Genomic DNA, 4,672 nt, shown 5'->3' with positions numbered 1-4,672 from the left:
AACTTTGGAAAAATTGTGAGCGTCAATTAACCACCAGTCTGCAAATGGTCGTTTTAGCGTTTTTAGCACTATTACTTAAGAGATTTTAGACAGCTTCTTAAACACTTGATCGAGGAAAAGATTCAAGTCCAGAAGTGGTCCCCTGAACAAGTTGCCCATGTGGTGGGGATTGCCTACAAGACGGTCTATAACTGGATTGATCAAGGATGGCTTGATATACAGTTGCCCGATTTGCCTGATCATGGAATTCGTCGTCATCGTGCTAAAGAAAAGCGTGGTACGTTCAATCACGGCCGCTCCATTGAGGAACGTCCTCATAAAGTCGAAACTCGCCAGGAATTCGGCCACTTTGAAGCTGATACCGTACTTTCTGGTAAACGTAAGGGTTAAGCTGAGGCTACTTTTGTGGAGCGTAAGAGTCGCCTGACAATTGTTAAACGGCTCCATGGTCGCGACAGTCAGTCCATGACTCAAGCCGTACTTGAACTAGCTAGTCAACTTCAAGACAAGCTCAAGACGCTTACCGTAGATCATGGTAAAGAGTTCGCTAACTATCAGACAATTGAACGGCGAACTGGTACACAGGTTTATTTTGCCCATGCCTATTCACCGCATGAAAGAGGCAGTAATGAGAACCGTAACCGAGTTTTGCGGTGCTTTATTCCCAAAGGCCAAGCCATTGAAGGGTTAAGCGATCAGAAGCTGATTCAAATTAATTGGTATTTGAATTCCCGGCCACTTAAATGTCTTAACTGGCGAACACCAATCGAGATCTTCTTGCTTAATCTACGTCACTAAATTCGTTCAAGTTATTTCTTGCAATCTGCCATTTACAAAAAAGAAAAGAACAGTTGTGCAATCGGTTGCAAAAGCAGATGGAGGAATGTATTATAAGTATAGACGTTTTGAACTTATTTATTTTTTATGGAGGTTTTATTACTTATTAATCGAAAAAAGTTGAATAAACGTTTGCCTTCGCTTGCGTTTTCGGTATTAATGCTAATGACGTTTGGAAACCTAGGGACATCAATGGCCTTCTCTTTGCAGAGTGCGAACATGGGACGAATTTTTCAAACTTTGGGTGCTGATCCAACAAAACTTGGCTGGTTCTTTATTCTGCCACCATTGGCCGGAATGGTAGTCCAGCCGCTGGTGGGATACTTTTCTGATCGGACTTGGATTCCTAAGATTGGTCGTCGACTCCCTTACCTGATTCTTGGAACAATTGTAGCCGTAATCGTTATGTTCTTACTGCCGAATTCCGGTTCATTTGGTTTTAAGACTTCGACAGCACTGTGGTTTGGTGCGGTGGCCATTCTGTTTATGGACTTATCCTCAAACATGTCGATGCAACCATTTAAGATGATGATTTCTGACATGGTGAACGATGAACAGAAAGACCAGGCTTGGTCATGGCAGACAATTTGGGGGAACATTGGAGGCGTTGCTGCTGACCTATTTCCATTCTTACTGACTTGGATTGGCATTAAGAATATTGCGGCAAAGGGTGAATTACCTGACTCTGTTAAGTGGTCATTCTACATTGGTGCTGCTATCCTGATTGTTTCCTCTATATTTACCATTTGTAAAGTTGACGAATATAATCCCGAGACTTATGCCAAGTACCATGCTTAGACCAGGATGCTAACATTAGTGAAAACTTCTTCACAATTATTAAACATGCGCCGAAGGTCTTCTGGACTCTCGGAATTGTTGAATTTTTCTCTTGGACTGGGTTCCAGTACCTGTGGACTTACGGTGCCGGAACGGTGGCCCAAAACATATGGCACACAACGAATGCTTCTAGTGCTGCTTACCAAGCAGCCGGAAATTGGTTTGGGGTTCTGTCGGCCGTTGAAGTTGCTGTAGCAATTATTTACGGTTTGATTTTACAAAAACTAAATGACCGGATTCGAAAGCCTGCCTACGCCTTAGGGATGATTTTAGGCGCCTTAGGCTTCTGGGGTCTGTCCGTTGCACCGACTAAACTATGGTCGGTTATTGCCTTTATTGGTATCGGCATGTGTTGGGTTACGATTAACTCTATCCCATTTACTATTTTGACGAATGCCTTGGATGGTAAGCATGATGGCACTTACATGGGACTATTCAACTCCTGGGTTTGTTTCCCTCAGGTTGTTGCTTCGGTATGCTCATTCGCCCTTTATCCATTACTGGGCAATTACATGCCGCACATGCTAGTAGTAGCCGCTGTTTTAGCACTGATTGGGGCTTTTGCAGTCTATGTTGTCAAGGAAATCTCTGTCGAAAGGGGAGATATTGAATAATGAATTTCGCTGCTATCTATCACCGTCCAGAAAGCGAAATGGCCTTTCTGGACGACCCACAGACAATGCATATCCGTTTAAGAACTGCAAAAGGAGACATAAAAACGGTCCAATTGCTACATGGTGACCCATACAGTCTCCGTAGCTTGGCCAGCATTAAACCGCCATTTTATATAACCCCAACGCCGATGAAGAAAATCTTGTCAGATGACCTTTATGATTATTGGCAGATTGCGGTTACCGAACCGAAAAAACGGTTGGCATATGCCTTTGATATTACGAGTGTGGATGGTATCAGGACGGTGTATACCGACCACGGTTACATTCAGCCAGATGATCATGGAGCATTGGAAGATTTAAATACCTATTTTCGGATGCCATTCTTTCAAGAAATTGACATGTTCCATTCCTCAGAATGGGTGAAGAATACAGTTTGGTACCAAATCTTTCCTGAGCGGTTTGCTAATGGTGATCGGTCCAATGATCCTATCGGTACTAAAAAATGGAATGCCAGTGATCATCCTGGCCGGCAGGATTTTTATGGCGGTGACCTGCAAGGGGTTCTTGACCACTTGAACCACCTTCAAAAGCTAGGAGTTAACGGAATTTACTTTAATCCTCTTTTTAAGGCACCGTCTAACCATAAATATGATACGGAAGACTATTATCAAATTGACCCGCATTTTGGCAATGCTGCTTTGTTTAAAGAAGTGGTTACGCAAGCTCACCAACGGGGGATTCATGTAATGCTGGATGCTGTTTTTAATCATATTGGGGATAAATCATTACAGTGGCAAGATGTCCTTAAAAATGGTCAACGGTCAAAATACGCTGGTTGGTTCCATGTAAATAAGTTTCCGGCTACCTATACGCCGACTAAGAACTTTGAATTTACACCGGATGCAACCTACGATACATTTGATTACACGCCGCATATGCCAAAACTTAACACTGCAAATCCGGCAGTGCAGGAATACCTATTAGGAATTGCTAAGTACTGGATCAAGGAATTTGATATTGATGCTTGGAGGTTAGATGTAGCTAATGAAATTGACCACCATTTCTGGAAAAGGTTTCACAAGGAGACGACAGCCTCAAACCAGACTTTTATATCTTGGGTGAAATTTGGCATACTTCGCAGGCGTGGCTGAACGGGGACGAGTTCAGCGGGGTCATGAATTACAGTTATACAGGTGCTATTTTGGATCATTTCATTAATCATCGGATTAGCGCGGAACAAATGATAGACCATCTGAGTAATCAGTTGATGAAGTATCGTGACCAGACTAACCAGATGATGTTTAATGTTTTAGATTCACATGACACTGCCAGGATTATGACCCAGGCTCGTGGTAACCGGGATCTGGTCAAGGAAACCTTTGCCTTTACCTTCTTGCAGCCTGGTACACCGTCAATTTATTATGGTACCGAGTACGGCATGGATGGCGATAATGACCCAGACTGTCGGAAACCGATGAATTGGGTGCCAGATGATGATGGTCAGGATATGTTTACTTTCTTTAAAAAGTTAGTGGCATTGCGACGGAACAATGCAGACTTGATTGAAGGCGGCATGGTTGTTCTTAAAGTCTTGCCGACAGGACTGGTGGAAATTTCTCGTATGGGTGCCGGAAAGGTTCTTACGGGGATTTTCAACACTACGAATTTACCAATTAAATGCTTAAGTACCGGTCGGTTACTTCTTAGCCAGGGCGTACAGGATCACCAATTGATGCCAAATGGGTTTGTGATTACAATGAAATAGCAAGTCTGAACTTAGTAAAGGTTAATTCTTGAAGTGAACCCTGCAAGTTGGACACTTTAATCTAGGCAACTTTCTCTAAGGCAAGATTCCGATATTCGGTATTGTGCCCTGTCAAGTTTACACTTTAAATAATAAAAATTAGTTGGCCTTGCCAAAGCGATATTCTGCTGCGGTAAGGTCATTTCTTTTCGCTGAGATAAATTTCTCGGTGAAATATGTGATGCCTTCTTTGACTTGTTGTTCTAGTTCTACCAACGTCTGAGCTTTAGGAAGGTGGGCTATCCAAATTGCTTTGAAATCAGCCCACCAATGTTCAATTACCGCATTATCTGCTGGTGTTCCTGGAGCTGAGTAGCTATGTCGTGCACTATTAATCACCAAATATTGGTTAAATGCCTTTGAAGTATATGCCGCTCCACGTTATTCCAGCTGCTTTAGTTAATTCACTAACTGAGTAGCCTTCGGCTATCATTTCCTGAATCGCTTGATATCGTCCGGTCGTTTCACCTCCCGATTTTGTATTTCGACTAATTTTTTTGCAAAGGCTATTTGCACCTCCCGTTCTCGATCACGAGCCTCCAGCTCACGAACCTTCCTCCTTAAGCGTTCTAATTCAATA

At 42.9% G+C, this 4,672-nt stretch carries 6 pseudogenes; 4 read left to right on the top strand and 2 right to left on the bottom strand.

Going from position 1 to position 4,672, the window contains the following annotated elements:
• From JCM11969_RS17955 to JCM11969_RS15945, 4 pseudogenes are all read left to right on the top strand, one after another.
• Positions 1 to 89, top strand: a pseudogene (locus JCM11969_RS17955) (IS5/IS1182 family transposase); the annotation flags it as partial.
• A gap of 7 nt (positions 90 to 96) precedes the next feature.
• A pseudogene (locus JCM11969_RS15955) lies at positions 97 to 798 on the top strand (IS30 family transposase); the annotation flags it as partial.
• Between the two features lie 126 nt (positions 799 to 924).
• Positions 925 to 2,288, top strand: a pseudogene (locus tag JCM11969_RS15950) (SLC45 family MFS transporter).
• Positions 2,288 to 4,053, top strand: a pseudogene (locus JCM11969_RS15945) (glycoside hydrolase family 13 protein). Before JCM11969_RS15950 ends, JCM11969_RS15945 begins: the two co-directional pseudogenes overlap by 1 nt.
• Before the next feature lie 138 nt (positions 4,054 to 4,191).
• Here the strand turns inward: JCM11969_RS15945 and JCM11969_RS15940 are convergent.
• Both JCM11969_RS15940 and JCM11969_RS19450 read right to left on the bottom strand, forming a co-directional pair.
• Positions 4,192 to 4,473 (bottom strand): annotated as a pseudogene (locus JCM11969_RS15940) (IS3 family transposase); the annotation flags it as partial.
• Positions 4,474 to 4,521: 48 nt separating this feature from the next.
• Positions 4,522 to 4,672, bottom strand: a pseudogene (locus tag JCM11969_RS19450) (helix-turn-helix domain-containing protein); the annotation flags it as partial.

It is taken from the genome of Secundilactobacillus paracollinoides DSM 15502 = JCM 11969, assembly GCF_001311135.1.
In the GTDB taxonomy this organism is placed as follows: domain Bacteria; phylum Bacillota; class Bacilli; order Lactobacillales; family Lactobacillaceae; genus Secundilactobacillus; species Secundilactobacillus paracollinoides.
This window is presented reverse-complemented; position numbering and strand designations above follow the sequence as displayed.